The following is an 18,535-nucleotide window of genomic DNA, read 5'->3' as shown; positions in this document are numbered from 1 at the left end:
GATGAGCAATCCTCTTCTCAAACTCTCCGGTGTGTCGCTGAGTTTTGCCGGCAATACTGTGCTCGACAACGTGGACTTTGTCGTCGGCGAAGGCGTCATTGCCAGCCTGATCGGGCCAAATGGCGCTGGTAAGACGTCGTTGTTCAACTGCATTACCGGCTTCTACAAACCTCAGTCGGGCTCAATCAAGATTGACGGCCATGAATTGATGAAGCTCAAGCCGCATCGGGTCACTCAGGCCGGAATTGCCCGAACTTTTCAGAACGTGCGCCTTTTCCATCAAATGACTGTGCTGGAAAATGTCATGTCCGGTAGCCATTGCCGGTCAAAGGCTGGTGCAATTTCAGCCATTCTGGGCCTGCCAAGCCAGCGTCGCGAAGAGGCTGAAATCCGCGCTCACGCAATCGAATGCCTGCGCTTTGTCGGCATCAGTGATGAAATGGATCGCGATGCGACCAATCTGGCCTATGGTCATCAACGGCGCGTCGAAATCGCTCGCGCCCTTGCCACCCGGCCCAGACTGTTGTTGCTGGACGAACCCGCGGCAGGTCTCAATAGCGGCGAAAAGCAGGATCTGCTCGACCTCATAGGCCGCATCCGCGATGAACTCGACATTTCGGTACTGCTGATCGAGCACGACACCGGCATGGTCATGAAAATATCTGAACGCATCAGCGTGCTCGACCATGGCGTAATGATTGCCGAGGGCGCGCCCAAGGAAATTCAGGCCAATCCCAAGGTGATCGAAGCCTATCTCGGCCAGGAAGACGGGGAGGACCTGCTATGAGCACAGAGGCCGAAACCATCCTGCAGCTGGAAAACGTGACCGCTGGCTACGGACGCATCATTGCGCTCAACGGTATTGACCTCAAGGTCGAACAGGGCGCCATGGCCACCCTGCTCGGGGCTAACGGCGCGGGTAAAACTACAACGCTCAAGACGATCTCGGGCTTGGTCCGCGCCACTGGCGGCAAGGTGTTGTTTGAGGGTGAGGACATTACCCAGACCCCAGCACACGAAATCGCCAGGCGCGGGCTCGTGCATGTGCCAGAAGGTCGACATGTGTTGCGCGGCCTGAGCGTGCGCGAAAACCTTGAGCTAGGCGCCTTTACCGTCAAGGATCCCGCCACTAGGCGCAAACGCATGGATGAAGTTTTTGGCCTGTTCCCTGTGTTGGCCAAGCGGCAGCACGGCGACGGTTCGCTGCTCTCGGGCGGGGAGCAGCAAATGCTGGCCATCGGCCGCGCCCTCATGCACGGGCCGCGCTTGCTGCTGCTCGATGAACCTTCGATGGGCCTGGCGCCAAAGCTGGTCATTGAAACCATGCAGATCGTCAAGCGCCTCAGCGAAGCGGGCACGACAATCCTGCTGGTTGAACAAAATGCACGGCTGGCGCTCAAGCTGGCCGACTACGGCTATGTCCTCGAAGGCGGCCACATACGCATGCAGGGCGACGCGGCAACGCTGCGCGCCGATAATTCCATCGTCCAGGCCTATCTGGGCGAATAACTTCCCTTCAATCCTGAACCTGTGAGACTGAAATGACCGTGAATTGGCAAGGTGTTATCCCCGCCCTGATGACCGAAATGAAGCAGGGTGGCGCTTTGGACATGCAAGCGACCGCCCGCCATGTTGAATCCTGCCTTGATGCAGGTTGCGAAGGCTTTATCATGCTCGGCACGCTTGGCGAAAATTCTTCGCTGTCCCCGGACGAAAAGGAAACTGTCGTCCGCACGGCAGTTGAAGCCGCCAACGGCCGCGCGCCCGTAATCGCTGGCGTAGCAGAATATACGACTGACCTGGCCATCGACACGGCCAAGCGCCTGCAAAAGGCCGGTGCTGTTGGCGTCATGGCGCTGCCAACAATGGTTTATCAGCAGGACGCGCGTGAGGCCGTCGAGCATTTCAAAGCGCTCTCAAACGCCGTTGATCTGCCGATGATGATCTATAACAACCACGTCGCCTACAAACTCGATCTGCTGCCCGAGGACTTCATCGAACTGACCGGGCAGGAAAATATCGTTGCCGTCAAGGAATCGAGTCACGACAGCCGCCGTATGACCGACATGATCAATGTGCTCGGGGACCGCTTCATGCTGTTCTGCGGGGTCGATGATCTGATGCTGGAAAACGTCTTGTTTGGTGCCAAGGGCTGGGTCTCGGGGATGACCAACAGCTTCCCGCGCGAATCCGTCCAGATGTACAAGCTCGCCAAGGCCGGACGCATCGAGGAGGCGTTGGAAATATACCGCTGGTTCATGCCCATGCTGCATCTCGATACGGCGGTAAAGCTGGTTCAATACATCAAGCTGGCCAATCAGATGGCGGGCGAGGGCGCCGAATGGGTCCGCGGACCACGATTGACCCTTGTTGGCGAAGAACGTGCCCGGATCGAAAAGATTATCCAGACAGCGCTCGACAACCGGCCACAACTTAAGCCCCTCGCCTGACGGTAAATTTCAGATGGTCCAATCCGAACGGGCTGACGTCGTCATTGTCGGGGCCGGTATAATCGGCCTATCGACTGCGTTCCGCCTGCAACAGGCGGGGCGCAAGGTGACGCTGATTGACAAGGCTGGCATTGCCCAGGGCGCAAGCTTTGGCAATGCCGCCGCTTTCGCCTTTTCCGACGTGCTGCCGCTTTCGGCCAAAGGTATGCTGGCCAAGGTGCCCGGCTGGTTGTTGGACCCCTTGGGGCCATTGAGCATCCGTCCAACCTATTTTCCCACAATTTTGCCCTGGCTCGTGCGCTTCTGGCGGGCCGGCTGGCGCGACAAATGCGAAGCCAGCATTGCCGCTCAGGTCGCATTGATGGAACTCGCCAGCTCTGAAATGGCCAGCCTCACCCAAGCCGCTGGAACGGCGCACATGGTCCGTTCAAACGGCTCGCTCGAGCTTTATGAAAGCGAGGCCGAATTTAACGCATCGCTGTCGGGATGGTCTGTCCGCGAGCGTCATGGCATTGATTTTGAACACGTTCGCGGCAATCAGCTCAGCCAGCTACAACCTGGCCTCGCGCCACGGTTTATCGCCGGAACGATCGTGCCGCGTTGGCAGACCGTTGCCGAACCATATGAATTTGCCTGTGCGCTGGGTGAAGCCGTGATCGGGCAGGGCGCAAGCCTGTTAACCCAGACCGTTGCTGCGGTTCACCCCACCGAGGGTGGTGTCACCATAACCATGGACGATGGCAACACTTTGAATGCCGAGCAAGCTGTGATCGCCTGTGGTGCCTGGTCAAAGGCGTTAACGACTGGCCTGGGCGAAAACCTGCCGCTCGATACCGAACGCGGCTATAATACGACCCTTCCTGCCGGTGCCTTTGACCTTCAACGCCAGCTGATCTTTGGCGGGCACGGCTTTGTCGTGACCCCGCTCGATCAGGGCATTCGTATCGGTGGGGCTGTGGAGTTGGGTGGCCTTGAGCTCAAGCCCAATTACGCCCGCGCCGATGCCATGCTCAATAAAGCTGCTGAGTTCATGCCGGGGCTCAATACGGCCGGCGGCAAGCAATGGATGGGCTTCCGTCCGTCTATGCCCGATAGTTTGCCGGTCATTGCCCGTTCAAAGGCCTCGCCCAATATTGTTTACGCTTTCGGCCATGGCCATTTGGGTCTGACCCAATCCGCGGCCACCGGTCGCCTCGTCACCGATCTCTTGCAACATCAACCCACACCAATAGACATAGCGCCCTTCAGGGCGGACCGATTTTAGATCAGGCAACACAAATGGCACGACACAGCTTTTTTTGCGTAGATGGGCACACTTGCGGCAATCCAGTTCGGTTGGTGGCAGGCGGCGGACCACGTCTCAATGGTGATAACATGCTGGCGCGTCGCGCTCATTTTCTGGCCGAATACGACTGGATCCGCACTGCTTTGATGTTTGAGCCACGCGGTCACGATGTGATGTCCGGTTCTATCCTTTACGCCCCCAGCGATCCAGAAAATGACGTCGCGATCCTTTTCATCGAGACCTCGGGCTGTCTTGCCATGTGCGGTCACGGCACCATTGGCACGGTAACCATGGCCATTGAACAGGGCCTGATCACGCCCAGGACACCGGGCACAGTTCGGCTCGAAGTGCCCGCAGGCCTCGTCATTGCCGAATATCGGCAGGAGGGCGACTATGTCGAAGAGGTCAAACTCACCAATGTCCCCTCGTTCCTTTATGCGACCGACCTGGAAGTCGAGTGCCCCGATCTCGGTTCGCTCAAGGTCGACGTCGCCTACGGCGGAAATTTTTACGCCATTATCGACCCGCAGCAGAATTTTGGCGACATGGACCAATATTCGGCCGCCGATTTTATCCGCTGGAGCCCTATATTGCGCCAGCGCCTAAATGAGGTGCACAGCTTCGTGCATCCCGAAAAACCGGAAATCAATGGACTAAGCCACATCATGTGGACTGGCTCACCCAAACATGTCGGCTCGACCGCCCGTAACGCGGTGTTTTACGGCGACAAGGCAATCGACCGCTCACCTTGTGGCACTGGCACCTCGGCGCGCATGGCCCAATGGTATGGTCGCGGCAAATTGAAAAAGGGCGATGAGTTCATCCACGAAAGCATCATCGGCTCGATTTTCAAAGGCAAGGTCGAAGACACACAAACCGTTGGCAACCTGTCCGCCATCGTTCCTTCGATTGCCGGCTGGGCACGCATGACCGGCCTCAACACCATATTCGTCGATGATCGCGATCCGTTCAAACACGGTTTTCTAGTCGCCTGAGCAAAGGATTTCTGCCCATGAAAATTACAGCCATCACCGCCTGGCAGGTCGATCTGCCGCTCAAGGAAGGCCGCTATAGCTGGTCCAACGGCAATTTTGTCGATGTCTTTGATACAACAATTGTTGGCATCGAAACCGACGAAGGCATTACCGGATTTGCTGAATGTTGTCCGCTCGGGTCAGCCTATCTGCCCGCCTATGCGCTGGGCGTGCGTAGCGGATTGCAGGAAATTGGTCCAAAACTGCTGGGCATGGATCCAACGGATTTGAACGGTATCAATCGTCATATGGACGCGGTGCTGCGCGGCCACAACTATATCAAGGCACCCATCGACATCGCCTGTTGGGACATTCTGGGCAAATTGACCGGCTTGCCCGTCTATAAGCTTCTGGGGGGTGCCGCGCAGGACAAGGTGGCGCTTTACCGCGCCATTTCCCAGCAATCCCCTGAAGAAATGGCAACCAAAATCGCCGGCTATCGGGCCGAAGGCTATACCAAGTTCCAGCTCAAGGTTGGCGGCAATGCCGATGAGGACATCGCGCGGATCAAGGCTTGTCGCGAAATACTGTCGCCCAGTGATATTTTGGTGGCCGATGCGAATACTGGCTGGACCCGCGCAGAAGCGGCGCGCGTTGTCGCCGCTGTGGCTGATGTCGACGTCTATATCGAGCAACCCTGCCCGACCTACGAAGAATGTCTGTCGATCCGCCGCCGCACCAGCCGCCCCTTCGTTCTGGACGAGGTTATCGACAATGTCGGAAGTCTCGTCAAAGGATTGGCTGAAGACGCCATGGATGTCATCAACCTCAAGATTTCCAAGGTCGGCGGTCTGACCAAGGCGCGGCTGATGCGCGATCTGGCCGTTGCCAGTGGCATTCCGATGACCATTGAGGACACTTGGGGCGGCGATATTACCACCGCCGCCATTGCCCATCTGGCGCGATCGACCCCCGAAGAGTTCTGCTTTTCGGCCACCGATTTCAATAGCTATGTGACCACGCGCCTCGCCGACGGCGCGCCGCAGCGTCAAAATGGTTTCATGACCGCGCCGGACACCCCCGGCCTTGGCGTAACGCCTTTGCCAGACGCGTTGGGCCAACCGGCGCTGCATATCAAATAGATCGACCTTGCGAAAGAAACGCCATGCGCACGACCAAATCCATTCATATCGTTTCCTGCCACGCCGAAGGCGAGGTGGGCGATGTGATTGTGGGTGGTGTCGCGCCGCCGCCCGGGGACACACTCTGGGATCAGTCCCGGTTTATCGCGCGGGATCAAACCTTGCGCAATTTCGTGCTGAACGAACCACGCGGCGGGGTGTTTCGCCACATCAACTTGCTGGTGCCACCCAAGGATAAACGCGCGGTCATGGGCTGGATCATCATGGAGCCCGAAGATACCCCGCCGATGTCTGGCTCCAATTCCATCTGCGTTTCCACCGTGCTGCTCGATAGCGGTATCGTGCCGATGACAGAACCGGAAACGCGCATGACACTCGAGGCCCCCGGCGGTTTGGTCGAGGTGGTGGCGCAATGTCGCGACGGCAAGGCGCAATCCATCACCGTGCGCAACGTACCCTCATTCGTCGACAAGCTCGATGCGCATATCGAGGTCGAAGGTCTGGGCACGCTCGACGTCGATACCGCCTACGGCGGCGACAGCTTTGTAATCGCGGATGCAAAGGCCTTGGGCTTTGCCATTACCGAGGACGAGGCGCGCGATATCGCTGAAACGGGCATTCGCATTACCCGTGCCGCCAATGAGCAACTTGGATTTACCCATCCCACCAATGCGGACTGGGCCCATATTTCCTTTTGTCAGATTGCTGCGCCCGTCGAGACTGTCAAGGGGCGCTTGACCGGTGCCAATGCCGTGGTCATCCAGCCCGGTAAGGTCGACCGTTCGCCGACCGGCACCGGCTGCTCGGCGCGTATGGCGGTTCTGCACGCGCGCGGGCTGATGGCCGTGGGCGACGAGTTCGTCGGTCGCTCCATTATTGGTTCGGAATTCTTCTGTCGCCTGGAAGCGCTGACAGTGCTGGGCGAAAAATCCGCGATCATACCTTCTATAACCGGTCGCGCGTGGATCACTGGGACGCGGCAGGAAATGCTCGATCCCGCCGATCCATGGCCCTCTGGCTACCGTCTGGCCGACACATGGCCCAAAATCAAATAGCCTATTCTGGATGATTGGTGGCCAGAGCCACTGCCGCCGCCAGATCTTCCAGGGCCGTCCCAACCGACTTGAAGACAGTGATCTCATCATCACTTTGTCGGCCGGGGTGCTCGCCCCGGCACAGCACGGCAAGGTCCGCCAGGAGACCATCGCGCGTTAGCGTGCCGGCAGTCATTGGCTGGGTGATATCGCCACTTTCCTTGCTCGCGCCCTCAAAAGTGTCGACGTAAATACCGCCAGCACGAGCCAATACCGCATCGTCCGCTTCGCGCATATCGGTGCGGAAACTGCCGACGAGATCTACATGGGTTCCGGGACGGAGCAGATCGCCCGGCACGATTGGCTTTTTCGCCAATGTCGCGGCACTCACAATATCTGCGTCGGCAAAGGCGGTCGCAATGTCGGTTGTGGCAACCACGTTTGGCGCAATCGACCCCAGCTCGATAGCCAATGTCTCAGCCTTGTCGAGCGCGCGGCTGCAAATCGTCAATTTTTCAATATCAAAAATTGCGCAGTAGGCTTGCGCCAGATTGGTGCTGACCCGGCCGGTGCCGAGGATCACCAGATTCCGTGATTTGGGCCGCGCCAGAAATTTTGCCGCGAGAACCGAGGCCGCCGCGGTGCGGCGCGCCGTCAATTCGCCGCCATCAATCTGCGCGATGACGGCACCGTTCTTGCCATCAAAAAGCGTGTAGGTACTGGCCACTGCTGGCAGGCCAATCGCCTCATTGTCCGGAAAAACCGTCACCAGTTTTACCCCGATATGCTCGCCCGTCTGCCAGGCAGGCATCAGCAGCAAATTACCATTGACCCGAGTGCCCCCAACATCAAGGTGCTGCCGCATGGGGGCATCGACCCCTTGGGCAAACGCCTTTTCAAGGGCACCGATCAATAGGGGCCATTCGAGCCCTTGGCGAACATCTTCGGCGGCATAATTTTTCATGGTCGCACTATAGGTCGGGCCGAATTGCTTTCAAGCAGAACCCCGGTTTTGCCCTGCTATTCGCCGGTTGCGATGAGCCCGGAGCTTTCCATGCGTCCACCCCATTCCGACCATGAGCCGTCATAAATGCTGACGTCGTCGCGTCCAATAACCGCCAGCGCCAAAGCCAATACGGCGGCCGTCACGCCCGACCCGCAGCTTGTCACGATTGGGCGGGTCAAATTGACCCCCGTATTCTCGAAGATCGCTTTCAGTTCGGCCGCCGGGCCCAATTTCCCATCAGACAACAGGTCGGTAAATGGCACACTTCGACTGCCCACGATGTGTCCCGATTTCAATCCGGCGCGAGGCTCGACCACCTCGCCGCGAAACCGGGCGCCACCACGCGCATCAACTACCTGCGCGTCGCCATTCTGAACTGTCTTCAGCATTTGCTCAAAGCTACGCACGAGATCCTGATTGTATTGAGCGGTAAACTGTCCCGGCTCTTTGGCCTCGGTGCCGCTGGAGATCGGTAACCCCAGCGCGCGCCAGGCGGGCAGGCCGCCATTGAGAACGCGTACGTCGCTGGCACCCGCCACCCGGAAATTCCACCAGACTCGCGCCGCACTGAATAGTCCTGCGCTGTCGTAAACAATGATCGTGTTGGCCTGATTGACACCCAGCGCACTGACCGCCGCGCCAAATGCTTCTTCCGACGCCAATGTATGCGGCAAACCGCTCGTCTGATCGGCAATCGCGTCAATGTCAAAGAACACAGCGCCCGGTATATGCCCGGCTAAATACTCGGCGTGCGGGTCGCGTTTTTCGGCGGGCATGTGCCATGAAGCGTCGATGAAGACGGTGCCGGGCTGATCGATCAGGGCGGCGGCATCCTGAACAGAGATCAAAGGGGAGTGGTGCATGGACTAGTTACCGGAAGATGGGGCGGCAACAATGCACCGAGGCACGACGGGAAACAAGAGAGCGCCACAAATGGCGCTCCCACCAATATTAGCTGACAACGACGACGCTTGTTCCCGTCGGGACGCGGCCGTAAAGATCGATAATGTCCTGATTCATCAAGCGGATACAGCCCGACGACACATTGGTGCCGATGGTGTAGGGCTCGGTCGTGCCGTGAATGCGGAACAGAGTGTCGCGACCATTCTTGTATAGATAGAGCGCGCGCGGACCCAGCGGGTTGGCAGATCCCCCGGGCAAACCGCCAGCGTATGGGCCGTAGCGATCCGGCTCGCGTTTTATCATCGACTGGGTCGGTGTCCACGTTGGCCACTGTGCGCGACGGCCAATGCTGGCATTGCCCTTGAACTGCAGGGCTTGTTCGCGTCCCACGCCAATGCCGTACCGCATAGCGCGGCCACCTTCCTGGATGAGATAAAGGTAATGGGCCTCGGTGTCGACAACGAGCGTTCCTGGTTTTTCAGTCGTCGCGTAGGGTACGTCCTGACGCCACCATTTCGGGTCAACCTGGCGTAGGTTAACGCCTGCCACCGGGTATGGCTCGCCCAGCACGGCCCCGTACATCGACAGATAGAACGGGTTGATGGTGGGTTCGACCGGGGTACGTGAAGTGGAGGTGCAGGCGGCGAGGGCCAGAGGCAGCCCAATCATGAATAAACGGCGACTGATCACGAGGTCATACCTGTACAAAAGAATCTTGTTTGCAACGACCTAGGTCGACTGGCCCTGATTTGTCGAGTGCAGGAAATCCTCACTTGCCTGCATAATGGCATCACTAAGCCTGCTCTCGCTTATGTGATCGCTATTTGCCCTTGGCAGGTCGAATTCCCAAATCTTGACAAAATCTTAACAGATAACCATCCGGATCTGGAACAACGAATTGGCGCTGACCAATTTCGCTATTAACCTTACGATACCATTTATCTTCTAACGGCAGGTAAAGCGAAATCCCGCAAACGGCTAATTTTTTAAGCAGCGGTTCGATTGTTGGCACTGCAATTTGCAAGTTAACGCCCCGCCCCAACGGATACGCTATGGGTTCATCAGCAATCCCAAAGGTTCGACCAATCCCGATTTGGTCGATCATGAGTTCAGCCGCTCCTAATGCCAAAAACGCAAAACCGTCCTCGGCCCGCTCATAAACTGCGCTAAACCCCAAAATATCGCGGTAAAAGTGCAAACTTTGTTGATAATCGCTTACCGCCAATTCGGGAACCAATGCGCCCATTTACCTCTCCAACAAACAAAAAAGCCCGAACCTATTGGTCCGGACTTTAAAATTTTGACTTAAGACAACAGCTTATTCAGCCTTTTCCTCAACCAGTTCCTTGCCTGTTTCCTGGTCAACAACTTTCATCGACAGGCGCACTTTACCGCGATCGTCAAAGCCGAGAAGCTTGACCCAAACCTTGTCGCCTTCCTTGACCACGTCGGTGGTCTTGGCGACGCGTTCAGCGGCAAGCTGCGAGATATGAACCAGCCCGTCCTTGGCACCAAAGAAGTTTACAAACGCGCCAAAATCGGCGGTCTTGACCACGGTACCCTGATAGATGGCACCAACTTCGGCTTCATCGGTGATCGACTTGATCCACTTGATTGCCGCGTCGATGGCCTTGCCGTCGGACGACGCAACCTTGATCGTGCCATCGTCTTCGATGTTGATCTTTGCGCCGGTCTTTTCCACGATCTCGCGGATAACCTTGCCACCGGTGCCAATCACTTCACGGATCTTGTCGGTCGGGATCTTCATGGTTTCGATGCGCGGGGCAAATTCACCAACTTCGGAACGAGCAGTGGTCAACGCCTTGGCCATTTCGCCCAAAATGTGGATACGACCGCCCTTAGCCTGCTCCAGCGCGATCTTCATGATCTCGCCGGTGATGCCCGCGATCTTGATGTCCATCTGCAAGGCGGTAATGCCCGCTTCAGTACCAGCTACCTTGAAGTCCATGTCGCCAAGGTGATCTTCATCACCCAGAATGTCGGACAGAACGGCGAACTTTTCGCCTTCAAGGATCAGGCCCATCGCAATGCCGGCAACCGGGCGGGGCAGGGGAACGCCTGCGTCCATCAGTGCCAGCGAGGTGCCGCAAACAGTGGCCATCGAGGATGAGCCATTGGATTCGGTGATCTCGGAAACGATGCGGATGGTGTACGGGAATTCTTCGGCCTTGGGGCGCACAGGATTGATGGCGCGCCAAGCCAGCTTGCCATGGCCGATTTCGCGACGACCGGGCGACCCCATGCGGCCAGCTTCACCCACCGAATATGGAGGGAAGTTGTAGTGCAGCAAGAAGTTCTGCTTGATGGTACCTTCGAGCTGATCAATGAACTGCTCGTCATCTCCCGTGCCCAAAGTGGCAACAACCAGCGCCTGGGTTTCGCCACGCGTAAACAGTGCCGAACCATGGGTGCGGGGCAGCATGCCGACTTCGGAAACAATCGGGCGAACGGTTGAAAGGTCGCGCCCATCGATGCGAAGGCCGGTGTCCAGCACGTTCCAGCGAACGATCTTGGCTTGCAAGTGCTTGAATACAGCGCCAATGACTTCATTGGTATAGGTGCCGTCTTCGACCTTGCCCGCAAACTGAGTCTTGACCTTTGCCTTGGCGGAATCGATTGCGGCGTAACGAGCTTCCTTGGCGGTGTTCTTGTAGGCATCGCGCAGATCGGCTTCGATGAAGGCCAGCATTTCTTCTTCAAGAGCCGAATGATCCGCGGCTTCAAAGTCGCGGGGCTCCTTGGCAGCCAGTTCAGCCAGCTTGATGATGGCCTCAATGACCTTGCGGCTCTCTTCGTGGCCGAAGAGCACCGCGCCGAGCATGACCTCTTCCGAAAGCTCCTTGGCTTCGGATTCAACCATCAGCACAGCGTCTGCCGTACCGGCAATGACGAGGTCCAGCTTGCTGTCGTCGCGACGATCAACCGGCAGGTTGAGTACATATTCGCCATCGACATAACCAACACGGGCTGCGCCGATTGGCCCCATGAAAGGAACACCCGAAATCGTCAGGGCAGCCGATGCTGCAACCATGGCCAGAATGTCGGGGTTGTTTTCGAGGTCGTGCTGCAACACGGTGATCACGACCTGGGTCTCGTGCTTGTACCCGTCCGGGAACAAGGGACGGATCGGCCGGTCGATCAGGCGCGACGTCAATGTTTCGGCTTCGGAGGGACGGCCCTCACGCTTGAAATAGCCACCAGGAATCTTGCCTGCGGCAAAGTACTTTTCCTGATAGTTGACAGTCAGAGGGAAAAAATCAATGCCGGGCTTCGGCGTTTTTGCCGAAACGACCGTGGCCAGAACCACGGTTTCACCGAGTGTCGCCAACACGGCGCCATCGGCCTGACGAGCGATCTTGCCCGTTTCAAGGGTCAGCGGTTGGCCGCCCCAGTTCAGTTCCACTTTATGGTGGTCAAACATAGTTTTGTCTTTCCGTTTGCCGAATATCCGCTGGTGCGGGGCGCAGCGCCCGCGCGAATACTCGTTGTGCCCGCACCGCATCTACACCCCATGTGCACGATAGCGGCTCAATTTCAGACACGGTTTCCGCCCGGTTTTGGCTGGCGAAACATGGGCAAGACAACAAGACGCTCCCACAACTGGGACAGCCTCACGAAACCAATCATTGAATGATTTGTTGACCTGAGGCCTGCCTTTGAGCGGCTAGTAATCCTGCCATGCTCCGTCAAATACCGGTCTACGCTGATTTCCTGCCATTGCAGGAACGCTGGTGCGGAGATGTCCCCGCACCGGCATGTTCTTGATGCATCGCGATTAGCGACGCAGGCCAAGACGTTCGATCAAGGACTTGTAGCGCGTGCCATCGCCCTTCTTGATATAATCAAGCAGGCTGCGGCGGGTGGAAACAAGCTTGAGCAGACCGCGGCGGGAATGGTTATCCTTGGCGTGGCCCTTGAAGTGCTCGGTCAGATTGGCAATGCGTTCCGACAGGATTGCAATCTGGACCTCGGGCGAACCCGTGTCGTTTGGCTTGATTGCATATTCCTGAATCAGCGCGGCTTTGCGCTCTGGGGTAATCGACATCGGATATATCCTTTCAGATACGAGGATTAAGGTCGCCTCTTCCGGGATGTCGTCCAGGAGAGGCCATGAATAGCACGGGCCAATAGCCCACGCTGCGCGCTCTATAGTCTAAAGTGACGTCCGGCGCCAGAATTTATTGCAACTGGGGATCGTCGGCCACTGGGCCTAGTTGAAGACGCGGCGCGGCACGAACTGACCGCGTTCGACATAGCCCGTGGCAACAACTTTACCAGCAAAACTGGCCCACGCTTCATCCAGACCGATGGGCGCTCCTGCGCCGGTCAAAAGGACCGGGTTGCCATGCTTGACACCAGTAAGCTGCTGTTGGGTCAGTCGGATTTCAGGCAGGTCTGCCAGGCTGGCGGCAATTGGTTTGAGCAGCGCATCCCGTTCCAAAATCTCCAACGCCTCGAGCTGATCAATTGTTATGGCATCTTCATCGTCAAATGGCCCGACGGCCCCTCGATGCAGAGCCACGACATGGCCGTTTGTGCCAACCCGTTCGGCGATGTCGCGCGCCAGCGAACGGACATAAGTGCCTTTGCCGCAGATAGCTTCAAACACCGATTGTTCATTGCCATGCTCGAGCATTGTGAGGGATTCGACATGGATTTCGCGCGCTGCTAACTCGACCTTTTCGCCGGCCCGCGCCAGATCATAGGCCCGTTCTCCATCAATCTTGAGCGCGGAGTAAGTCGGCGGCACCTGACTGATCGTACCGACAAAATCCGGCAGAACAGCCTCGATGTCGGCGGCGTCGGCGCGATGATCGCTGGTTGCAATGATCTCGCCTTCTGCATCATCGGTTGCAGTGGCTGCGCCCCATTTGACGGTAAACCGATAGACCTTGGTGCCATCCTGAACAAACGGCACGGCCTTGGTCGCTTCTCCAAGTGCAATCGGCAGGATGCCGGTAGCAAGCGGATCGAGCGTGCCCGCGTGCCCGGCCTTTGCCGCGCCAAACAGCCAACGGATCTTGCCAACGGCCTGGGTCGAGGTCATGTCATATGGCTTGTTGAGGACAACCCAGCCGGAAACGTTGCGTTTGACACGCTTGACCTGATTCAAGCTCGTCCCGCCATAACGCTATTCAACATCGCCATCCTCGTCGCCTTCCAGATCCTGACGCACCTTGTCAGAGCGCAGCAGCGCATCAATCCGGCTGGCTTCTTCAAAAGTATCATCGACATAAAACCGCACGTCTGGCGCGTATTTCATGCTGATCTGCGGGGCAACCTGGCCGCGAATGAACTTGCGATGGCGGTTAAGCGCTGCAACGACTTCTTCAGCGCGCTCGCCGCCCAGCGGCATGATGTAGACATTTGCCAGTTTCAGGTCGGGCGTCATGCGCACTTCAGGCACAGTCACAACCGCGCCGCGCAAGGCGTCGTCTTCAACTTCTCCGCGTGCAAACATGGCCGCCAAGGCATGGCGGACCAATTCACCGACCCGCAGCATCCGCTGGGAAGGCCCTGTGGGCTTGTTATCTCTGCTCATCGGCTCGACTTAGGCGTTCCGGGTTGTTCCGTCAATCCGCTGCCAGCAGCGTCACATCAGCTTTGAGTTGTTGCACCGCCTTTTGAATAACATCTGTGGCGACAGGCCAGCTGACAGGAACGCCCGGATCAAATGCCTTGCCGCGCCATTTCTGATAGACCATCGCCAGCCCCTTTGGCGTGCGCTTGAACTGCATCAGCAAAATTTCGCCGTCGCCTGCATAATCGGCCAGTGTGTCAATGAAGGCACCACAGACAAAGCCAAGCGTTGCAAGATTGTCGGCGCTGTCAGCTTCAAGCTGAAAAAAGCCGCTGGTCTCCGGCTGGCAGGTTTGGGAATAATAGGTCATTTCGCTGGACCGATAATCGGCCAATGCTCTGGTTGGCTGCAATAAAATGCGCGCGCCCGCAGCGCTCGTCCAGCTGAGTGATGTCTGGCCTTTGGGAAAGATATCGAGCTCAGCTTTCCGGCTATCGTCGCTGTAGCTTATGCTGGCTTGATCGTCCAGCGACCGCCCACCAGCGCCTTCCAGCCATGATGGCAAAGGCATCTTCAACGTATGGCCCAGACTGCTGAGCGAAATTTGCCCGCCGTCAAGCGCTATTGGCGCCGACTGCGCCCAAACCTGGACAGGGCTGCCGACCAGCACTGCGACCAGCAACAGACCCGACAGAATGGAGTGGCGAGCAAGGATGATATTCATTTGGGCCTCTCCTACGTTGTCCGAGCGATAGAATTTGCCCACGACAAATTGCAAGAAAATTCCGGCCTTCCACAGCGGCTGCAATCGGAATATTTCCAAGGTGTGGCAGAGTGGCCGCTGGTCGTCAGGTTTGCGGTGTCGCGGCCGCATTGGCGCGACGCCGCTTCAGGCCCAATTGGTGTTCGCGCAAAATGATGAAGATGCCCGCTCCAACCACCAGTATTGCCCCCGCCAGCATCGGGAGCGTCGGGGTTTCGGCAAACAGAATGTATCCGACTGCCAAGCCGAGCAGCATTGAGGTATAATCAAATGGGGCGATAACCGACATGTCGGCGTAACGGTAACATTGGGTAACCAAAATCTGCGCGACCCCACCTGCCAGTCCCGCGCCAATCAGCAATGACAATTGCTGCGGATTGGGCATCACCCAGCCAAACGGCAAGCTGAGTAGCGACAGAGAGCTGCCAGCGATAAAGAAATAGAGCACGATGGTTGCCGTCATTTCTGTCTGAACCAGATTGCGGACTTGCAACATCGCAGCAGCCGCAAAGAACGCTGCCCCAAGCGCCGCCAACGCACCGATCGACTGCCCTCCAACAGCCGTGCCACCACTCAGAATGCTTAGACGTGGCCAAAGGATCACCAATACCCCAATCAGGCCAACAATAACCGCCGCCCACCGATAGAGGCGAACCTGCTCTTTAAGGATGATGGCGCTTAGCACCACGATAAGCAGCGGAGTGGCGTAACTGATGGCAATCGACTCGGGTAGCGGCAGTTGGGTAAGCCCGTAAAAGCCCAAACTCATTGAGGTAATGCCGATAAGGCCTCGCCAAAGATGCCCCAAGGGACGTTTTGTCATAAAACCTTGTTTGAGTTCCCCGCGCACTGCCAGCATGATCAACACGGGAATGATGGCAAAGGCGGAGCGGAAAAAGACAAGTTGACCTGCCGGAATACCCTCGGCCGCCTTGAGCATGGTGGACATGCTCACAAATATGCAAACTGCCGCAATCTTGAGGCCGATACCCAGAAATACCGTGGTGTCCGACTGCGCATTTTCACTGTCAATCACGTCAAAACCTTCATTGGGAGGACGCGCGCGGCGAGGGGTATACCCTCGAAAATGCCCGTGCGTTGGGAAGCAATATCACTTCGGCAGGCACATTCGCCACGCAAATGGCGTGCCCGGAGCCATGGCGGGTTGGAGTTGGGGGAATTTTGGAGACAAGCGATTCCCGCCAGATTGAGCATATGCGAGTTGTTTCATCGCGACCAGTTTCAATAGGTAATCCTAGGTTAACGCGATGTTGGATAAGTACCTATTCGTTTTCTGCATGGCTGAATCGCAGATTCTACCACTACTCATGGGGGCGGGGATAACTTAGCTATTGGGCAACGAAGGAAAGGGAACCAAGCCATGAACATTCGTCAGAAAATCGCTCAATTCGCTCAATACCAGCAGACAGTGCGTGAGCTGAACGCTCTTGATAACCGTTCTTTGAACGACCTCGGCATCAGCCGCTACGACATCAAAAACCTGGCGCGCAACAAGGGCCGTTAATCGGTTCTGAGCAGAGCGGGAATTGTGGGGAAGGCGTCCGATTGGGCGCCTTTTGTTTGTCTGGGTGACTAGCGGATCAGGTCGGCCTGGATGGCGCTGAGGGTGCGGATGGCGGCGTCGGGTTTGAGGCGGACCTGGAGGCCGCGTTGACCGCCGTTGAGGAATATTTCTTCCTCAAGTATAGATGTTTCTTCAATGATGGTAGTGACTTGCCGCTTTTGACCGAACGGGCTGATGCCGCCGACGCGGTAGCCGGTCTGGCGCTCGGCGTCGATGGGTTTCATCATCTGGGCCGCCTTGCCGCCCGCCGCCGCTGCAAGCTTTTTCATGTTCACTTCTTCGTCTGACGGTACCACCGCGCAGACCGGTTTGCCGTCAACCAATGCCATCAGGGTTTTATAGACGATGCGGGGCGAAACGCCCATGGCCTCGGCGGCTTGCAGCCCCACCCGATCCGCCCCCGGATCATAGTCGTAACTGGCAAGGGCATAGGCAATACCGGCGGCATCAAGGGCCAATGTGGCGGGCGTGGTCTTGGACATAATCGCTTTTATCAAGCCTATGGCGTTGCGCAAGCATGGGTGCCAAAATGTTAGCAATCTGCTAACCTTGACGCGTCCCATCACGCAGTTTTAAGCTGGCTAACTATGCATTCAGTGCATGGCTAACCGTAAACTTCGCGTTGGGTGGTTGCGCACCCGGATCGCGAAGTTAGTCTGACAGGAATATTGCGGGGGCAAATTATCTTGGGTTTTTCGGCCAAAGGTGCTGAACTAATTTCTCACAGAATGCTTATGCATCAGACGAAAAATTCGCGTGCGGCCCAACGGGGAGTAATTTGGGCCCGGAAAAATTCAACTGATCCGCTAGACTAGACCCATCCCGGGGATAAACGGGCAAAGCACGGAGACTCCAATGCGCCTCATCACAAAAATGCTCAGCACTGCCGCCGTTCTGGCCATGACCATAACAACTGCCAGCGCCCAGGTCGTCGTGTCGTCCAAGATTGATACTGAGGGCGGCGTTCTTGGCAATATCATCTTGCAGGTACTCAAAGCCAACGACATTCCGGTTGAAGATCGCATTCAACTTGGGGCAACCCCGATTGTACGCGCCGCCATCACGGCGGGCGAGATCGACATTTATCCCGAATATACCGGCAATGGCGCCTTCTTCTTTGAAAAGGCTGACGATCCGCTGTGGAACGATGCGGCCAAGGCCTATGAGGAAGTCAAGAAACTTGACTATGACGCCAACAAGATCGTCTGGCTGCAGCCAGCGCCCGCCAACAATACCTGGGCTGTGGCTGTCCGAAACGATGTGGCGCAGGCCAACAATATCAAGACCTTCACCGACTTTGGCAAATATGTAGCCGGTGGGGGCGACATCAAGCTTGCTGCCTCCTCCGAGTTCGTCAATTCCCCCGCAGCGTTGCCCAAATTTCAGGAAGTCTATGGCTTTGCCCTCAACCCTGACCAATTGGTGACTCTTTCGGGCGGCGACACAGCGGCAACCATTGCGGCTGCGGCCCAGCAGACCAATGGAGTTAACGCCGCCATGGTCTATGGTACTGACGGTGGCATCGCACCATCCGGATTGACGGTTCTGACCGACGACAAGGGCGTGCAGCCGGTTTACCAGCCGGCCCCGATAATCCGCGAGGCGGTGCTCAATGAATATCCCCAGATCGCGGATTTGCTGGCCCCTGTTTTTGCAAAACTCGACCTTGTGACGCTACAGGATCTCAATGGTCGCGTGCAGGTCGGCGGTGAAGCCGCTTCTGCTGTTGCTACCGACTTCCTGAGTAGCAGCGGTCTGGCAAAATAATCTGTAAACGGGCTGGCCTCAGGGCCGGCCCGTAATGCCATCGGCTTAGCCGATGGGGCACCTAGCTCGAGCGTTCAGAAACTG

Annotated in this window: 20 protein-coding genes; 9 read left to right on the top strand and 11 right to left on the bottom strand. The window is 57.2% G+C overall.

Annotated features, from left to right (window positions below):
- The first annotated feature begins 1 nt into the window (after position 1).
- The 7 genes from PSQ90_RS03110 to PSQ90_RS03080 are packed head-to-tail and all read left to right on the top strand — an operon-like array spanning position 2 to position 6,906.
- Positions 2-787 (top strand): ABC transporter ATP-binding protein, encoded by a 786-nt coding sequence (locus tag PSQ90_RS03110; RefSeq protein ID WP_282211988.1) that lies wholly within the window; start codon positions 2-4, stop codon positions 785-787.
- Positions 784-1,509, top strand: coding sequence for an ABC transporter ATP-binding protein (locus tag PSQ90_RS03105; RefSeq protein ID WP_282211987.1), 726 nt, complete (start codon positions 784-786; stop codon positions 1,507-1,509). Before PSQ90_RS03110 ends, PSQ90_RS03105 begins: the two co-directional genes overlap by 4 nt.
- Positions 1,510-1,541: 32 nt before the next feature.
- Positions 1,542-2,450, top strand: coding sequence for a dihydrodipicolinate synthase family protein (locus PSQ90_RS03100; RefSeq protein ID WP_282211986.1), 909 nt, complete (start codon positions 1,542-1,544; stop codon positions 2,448-2,450).
- Between the two features lie 13 nt (positions 2,451-2,463).
- Positions 2,464-3,714, top strand: coding sequence for an NAD(P)/FAD-dependent oxidoreductase (locus PSQ90_RS03095; protein WP_282211985.1), 1,251 nt, complete (start codon positions 2,464-2,466; stop codon positions 3,712-3,714).
- A gap of 14 nt (positions 3,715-3,728) precedes the next feature.
- The gene (locus PSQ90_RS03090) at positions 3,729-4,730 is read left to right on the top strand and encodes a 4-hydroxyproline epimerase (RefSeq protein ID WP_282211984.1); all 1,002 of its coding nucleotides are present in this window, start codon (positions 3,729-3,731) and stop codon (positions 4,728-4,730) included.
- Positions 4,731-4,747: 17 nt separating this feature from the next.
- The gene (locus PSQ90_RS03085) at positions 4,748-5,851 is read left to right on the top strand and encodes a cis-3-hydroxy-L-proline dehydratase (protein ID WP_282211983.1); all 1,104 of its coding nucleotides are present in this window, start codon (positions 4,748-4,750) and stop codon (positions 5,849-5,851) included.
- Positions 5,852-5,874: 23 nt separating this feature from the next.
- Positions 5,875-6,906 (top strand): trans-3-hydroxy-L-proline dehydratase, encoded by a 1,032-nt coding sequence (locus PSQ90_RS03080; RefSeq protein WP_282211982.1) that lies wholly within the window; start codon positions 5,875-5,877, stop codon positions 6,904-6,906.
- 1 nt (position 6,907) lies between these two features.
- Here PSQ90_RS03080 and lhpI read toward each other — a convergent pair whose 3' ends face one another.
- From lhpI to PSQ90_RS03030, 10 genes are all read right to left on the bottom strand, one after another.
- On the bottom strand, positions 6,908-7,849 hold the full coding sequence (gene lhpI / locus PSQ90_RS03075; protein WP_282211981.1) for a bifunctional Delta(1)-pyrroline-2-carboxylate/Delta(1)-piperideine-2-carboxylate reductase: 942 nt from the start codon (positions 7,847-7,849) through the stop codon (positions 6,908-6,910).
- A 56-nt stretch (positions 7,850-7,905) separates the two neighbouring features.
- On the bottom strand, positions 7,906-8,754 hold the full coding sequence (sseA, locus tag PSQ90_RS03070; protein ID WP_282211980.1) for a 3-mercaptopyruvate sulfurtransferase: 849 nt from the start codon (positions 8,752-8,754) through the stop codon (positions 7,906-7,908).
- Between the two features lie 88 nt (positions 8,755-8,842).
- Entirely contained in the window at positions 8,843-9,463 is a 621-nt protein-coding gene (locus PSQ90_RS03065) for a L,D-transpeptidase (RefSeq protein WP_282211979.1), read from the bottom strand.
- Positions 9,464-9,614: 151 nt separating this feature from the next.
- The gene (locus tag PSQ90_RS03060) at positions 9,615-10,040 is read right to left on the bottom strand and encodes a bleomycin resistance protein (protein WP_282211978.1); all 426 of its coding nucleotides are present in this window, start codon (positions 10,038-10,040) and stop codon (positions 9,615-9,617) included.
- 72 nt (positions 10,041-10,112) lie between these two features.
- Positions 10,113-12,236, bottom strand: coding sequence for a polyribonucleotide nucleotidyltransferase (pnp, locus tag PSQ90_RS03055; protein WP_282211977.1), 2,124 nt, complete (start codon positions 12,234-12,236; stop codon positions 10,113-10,115).
- 354 nt (positions 12,237-12,590) lie between these two features.
- The gene (gene rpsO, locus PSQ90_RS03050) at positions 12,591-12,860 is read right to left on the bottom strand and encodes a 30S ribosomal protein S15 (RefSeq protein WP_282211976.1); all 270 of its coding nucleotides are present in this window, start codon (positions 12,858-12,860) and stop codon (positions 12,591-12,593) included.
- Positions 12,861-13,025: 165 nt separating this feature from the next.
- Positions 13,026-13,928 (bottom strand): tRNA pseudouridine(55) synthase TruB, encoded by a 903-nt coding sequence (gene truB / locus PSQ90_RS03045; RefSeq protein ID WP_282211975.1) that lies wholly within the window; start codon positions 13,926-13,928, stop codon positions 13,026-13,028.
- Positions 13,929-13,946: 18 nt separating this feature from the next.
- Positions 13,947-14,357 (bottom strand): 30S ribosome-binding factor RbfA, encoded by a 411-nt coding sequence (gene rbfA / locus PSQ90_RS03040; protein ID WP_282211974.1) that lies wholly within the window; start codon positions 14,355-14,357, stop codon positions 13,947-13,949.
- A gap of 31 nt (positions 14,358-14,388) precedes the next feature.
- Positions 14,389-15,060 carry a hypothetical protein gene (locus PSQ90_RS03035; protein ID WP_282211973.1) on the bottom strand — a complete coding sequence of 224 codons (672 nt, stop codon included), beginning with the start codon at positions 15,058-15,060 and terminating at the stop codon, positions 14,389-14,391.
- Between the two features lie 124 nt (positions 15,061-15,184).
- Positions 15,185-16,135: a DMT family transporter gene (locus tag PSQ90_RS03030; protein ID WP_282211972.1), complete on the bottom strand. Its 951-nt coding sequence runs from the start codon at positions 16,133-16,135 to the stop codon at positions 15,185-15,187.
- Positions 16,136-16,480: 345 nt separating this feature from the next.
- Between PSQ90_RS03030 and PSQ90_RS03025 the strand changes: the two genes are divergently transcribed.
- Positions 16,481-16,624: a DUF1127 domain-containing protein gene (locus tag PSQ90_RS03025; RefSeq protein WP_282211971.1), complete on the top strand. Its 144-nt coding sequence runs from the start codon at positions 16,481-16,483 to the stop codon at positions 16,622-16,624.
- A 68-nt stretch (positions 16,625-16,692) separates the two neighbouring features.
- Here the strand turns inward: PSQ90_RS03025 and ybaK are convergent, their stop codons facing one another.
- Positions 16,693-17,166 carry a Cys-tRNA(Pro) deacylase gene (ybaK, locus tag PSQ90_RS03020; RefSeq protein WP_282211970.1) on the bottom strand — a complete coding sequence of 158 codons (474 nt, stop codon included), beginning with the start codon at positions 17,164-17,166 and terminating at the stop codon, positions 16,693-16,695.
- A 373-nt stretch (positions 17,167-17,539) separates the two neighbouring features.
- Between ybaK and osmF the strand changes: the two genes are divergently transcribed.
- Entirely contained in the window at positions 17,540-18,451 is a 912-nt protein-coding gene (gene osmF, locus PSQ90_RS03015; protein WP_282211969.1) for a glycine betaine ABC transporter substrate-binding protein OsmF, read from the top strand.
- Positions 18,452-18,535: the final 84 nt, after the last annotated feature.

Origin of the sequence: Devosia rhodophyticola, assembly GCF_028816475.1 — a bacterium.
Lineage (GTDB): Bacteria > Pseudomonadota > Alphaproteobacteria > Rhizobiales > Devosiaceae > Devosia > Devosia rhodophyticola.
Note: the sequence above shows the minus strand (reverse complement) of the source record. Positions and strands in the feature narration are given on the sequence as shown.